The organism is Gammaproteobacteria bacterium (assembly GCA_027296625.1).
In the GTDB taxonomy this organism is placed as follows: Bacteria; Pseudomonadota; Gammaproteobacteria; order JAKEHO01; family JAKEHO01; genus JAKEHO01.
Genome location: JAPUIX010000063.1, coordinates 1 through 3300 on the forward strand (window position 1 = coordinate 1; position 3300 = coordinate 3300).

General features: G+C 54.2%; 4 protein-coding genes. 1 reads left to right on the forward strand and 3 read right to left on the reverse strand.

Features of this window, described 5'->3' with window-relative positions; genetic code table 11:
- Nucleotides 1-151 precede the first annotated feature (151 nt).
- The 3 genes from O6944_03695 to O6944_03705 are packed head-to-tail and all read right to left on the reverse strand — an operon-like array spanning nucleotide 152 to nucleotide 1139.
- Nucleotides 152-325 carry a hypothetical protein gene (locus O6944_03695; GenBank protein MCZ6718245.1) on the reverse strand — a complete coding sequence of 58 codons (174 nt, stop codon included), beginning with the start codon at nucleotides 323-325 and terminating at the stop codon, nucleotides 152-154.
- Nucleotides 318-881, reverse strand: coding sequence for a methyl-accepting chemotaxis protein (locus O6944_03700; GenBank protein ID MCZ6718246.1), 564 nt, complete (start codon nucleotides 879-881; stop codon nucleotides 318-320). Before O6944_03700 ends, O6944_03695 begins: the two co-directional genes overlap by 8 nt.
- Nucleotides 882-908: 27 nt before the next feature.
- Nucleotides 909-1139 (reverse strand): hypothetical protein, encoded by a 231-nt coding sequence (locus tag O6944_03705; GenBank protein MCZ6718247.1) that lies wholly within the window; start codon nucleotides 1137-1139, stop codon nucleotides 909-911.
- A 189-nt stretch (nucleotides 1140-1328) separates the two neighbouring features.
- Between O6944_03705 and O6944_03710 the strand changes: the two genes are divergently transcribed.
- Nucleotides 1329-2858, forward strand: coding sequence for an IS1380 family transposase (locus tag O6944_03710; protein MCZ6718248.1), 1530 nt, complete (start codon nucleotides 1329-1331; stop codon nucleotides 2856-2858).
- Nucleotides 2859-3300 lie beyond the last annotated feature (442 nt).

The window sequence follows — 3300 nt, forward strand, 5'->3', positions numbered from 1 at the left end:
GTTTGCTCGATCGAGGCCAACATTTGCCGGACAGCATCCACCATCGTCAGCAACGCACTGGCAATGTCCTGCGATAACGGTAAGTCGCCATCCCGCACCAGACTCAGCAGCGTCTCGCCCGTATGGGCCAGACTTTCTAACTTGGAATACCCTAAAAATTAGCACGTCCCTTTAATGGTATGAATGGCTCGAAAGATACTCGCCAGGGTGTCTTGTTGCTCGGATTGCCTTCAAAATCCACCAGATCCCGTTCGACCGCGCTGAGATTTTCATCGCTCTCTATAAGAAACTCCTTGATCGCCTCTTCCATTTCAGGATCATGCATCGGACTTCCCTTTCTCTTCATCGGTCGGCATGGAGGGCACCAGTTGTTCCCGAAGCGTTCCTAACGCCTGCACAACTTTTTCCAAACGTTGCCTGGAAATATCTTGAAATTGCATGGACATCACAATATCGGTTATCTGATTAGCATGCTTTTGGGCGGAGGCCGTGGCCTGCAAGACCCCTTCTTGAAGTCTGAGGCTTTTATCCTCGATCACCTTGGTGATGACGGCAATTCGATCACGAGTTTCCATTGCGCCTATCATGTCAATGGAGGCAAACCCTTGAAGAGACTCCATGGCTTTTCCAGTGCTGCCGTTAACGGCCGTTACCACATCCTGAATATTGGCGGCTGCCACGCGTGACCGATTAGCCAGTTTGGCGACCTCTTCTGCCACCACAGCGAATCCCCGGCCATGTTCTTTTGCCCGTGCCGCTTCAATCGTGGCGTTGAGGGCCAGGAGGCGGGTTTGATCGGCAATAAATTCAATTTCATCCAATAAGGGAGGAATGCGGTCCGTACTGCTCACCACTTCCTCGACCACCCCGGCCACACCCATGCCTAATTCCGATGACTCCGCCACACTTTAGGCAAAGGCGCTGATCATGCTATTGGTTTCGCTCAACAGCGAATGATCATCTTCGGGTGATTCCGCATCTGAAGAAGAACGTTGGAGTCGGGAAGCCGTGGCATTGGCCTCTTGAATCGCACCATCGGTAATTTCTTGGAATCTACCCATCAATTCAATCACCGCGTCCTCAACAATATTGACGACCTCTTGAATGTGTGCCACTGCCTGATCAATGACCGGCTGCACAATATCGAAAGACTCCTGCTGCGTTTCCTGTCGGACCCGTTCCTCAAACTCGTGGGTAACGTGCTCTAGCCCTCAAATAAGTATGATTTAATTTCGTGCGTAGCACGAAAAAACCGGAAAGGCCTGCCAGCATTGGCTATAATGCGTTTGCGAAAACAAATCATAGCCCGCACAAAGGAGGCCTTTCCGGTGAAGAAGATTAACACAAAACAAAGCCGTCTGAATATCAAAACACGCAAGACGAAGGTTGCGGCACGACACGCGAAAGCGGGGCATTGGACCGCCCAGGCCCACCCGATGTTCGGATCGGGCAAAGTCCATTATGAGGTGGGCGGCAACATCGAGGCGATGAGTTATGGCGGCATCGCTCCGGTGCATCGGCTGGTGACCAAGTTGGGATTGCGCTCGCAGATCGATGCCGACTTGAACCTGTTGAAGGTCCATTTGCCGTATCATGAGTCCGATCATGTGTTGAATATCGCCTACAATATCCTGTGTGGTGGGACCCGGCTGGAAGACATTGAGCGGCTCCGCCATGACGTGGCGTACATGAATGCCTTGGGGGCGGACTTGATCCCGGATCCCACCACAGCGGGCGATTTCACGCGACGGTTTGCGGAAGCCGATGTGCTCACGCTGATGGAAGCGATCAATGCGATTCGCTCCAAACTCTGGACCGGGCGAGGCGCCGAACGGCTGTGGCCGATCGCTTATATGGATATCGACGGCACCATTGCTCCAACCGATGGAGAGTGTAAAGCCGGGATGGACATCTCCTATAAGGGCATCTGGGGCTATGCGCCGCTCATCATCTCCCTCGCCAACACCAAAGAAGTCTTGTATCTCGTCAATCGTCCGGGCAATGCCCCGAGCCATCAAGGGGCGGCGGCCTGGATCGACAAAGCCCTGGCGCAGCTGCTCCCCTATGCCCCGCGCGTCTGTATGCGGGGGGATACGGACTTCTCCCTGACCAAGCATTTTGACCACTGGGCCGAGCAGGCCGACTTCATCTTCGGCATGGACAGCACCGCGACGTTACGGACCTGCGCCGAGGCGCTCAGCGAAGACCGGTGGAGTCGACTCAAGCGCCAGCCCCGCTACGACACCCTGACCGACGATGCGCGCGAACGCTTCCAGGAAAACGAGAAGGCGCGGATTGTCACCGAGCGGGGGTACCTCAATCTGCACCTCAACTTCGAGGATGTGGCCGAGTTTATGTATCAGCCAGGCAAGTGTACCCGTCCGTATCGCGTCGTGGCATTGCGCAAGAACATCAGCAAGCTGAAAGGGGAGAACGTCCTGTTCGATGAGATTCGCTATTTCTTCTACATCACCACGCGGACGGACCTGAGTGCGGCGGAGGTCGTGTCCTGTGCCAATGAGCGGTGTGACCAGGAAAATGTCATCGAGCAACTCAAGAACGGCGTCAATGCGCTGCGCTTGCCAGTCTACGATCTCGTCAGCAACTGGGCCTACATGGTCATGGCCGCGCTGGCCTGGAACATCAAATCGTGGTTTGCCATGATGCTGCACCTGAAGCAGGATCGCGACACCTACATTCGGATGGAGTTTCGGCGGTTCATGAATCACTTCATTCTGCTCCCCTGTCGCGTGGTGCGACGGGCGAGAAGTATTGCCATCCGGATCATGGGCTATCAGCCGACACTGGATCGATTCTTCAGTGCCTGGAATACCATTGAGCGAACTGGCTTTGGGTAGCGCACCCGAGGGCATCAAATCGGACGTACGTGCAGGTCATCGCTGATGCGTTAAAGGAGGGTTGCGTCATGAAGAGGCTAGGCTGCGTCATCCTGAACGATGGCTTGGGCTGGTTTCGGTCACCAATGGCTCGTCGGTGGTTAATCGGGGGAGCAATCTTGCCCCGATGGCACGGCACACGTCAAAAATGGCCTAGAAATCCGAACACGCTTATTTGAGGTCTAGTGAAGATCAAATGGTTGGATTTTCGAAATGACAAAAAATGTCGAAAATGTAACCGAATACACAATTCAGTAACATGGTATTCCCATTAAGGGTACTTGGCCGGAGAACCGTCACTGGGCGACGGCCCGGTGGTGCATTCATTAGTCGTCATCGCAGAGCGTTTGATCAGCCGTCCGCTTTCGACCCAAAGCGGACGTTCGCAATATAACGCACTTAA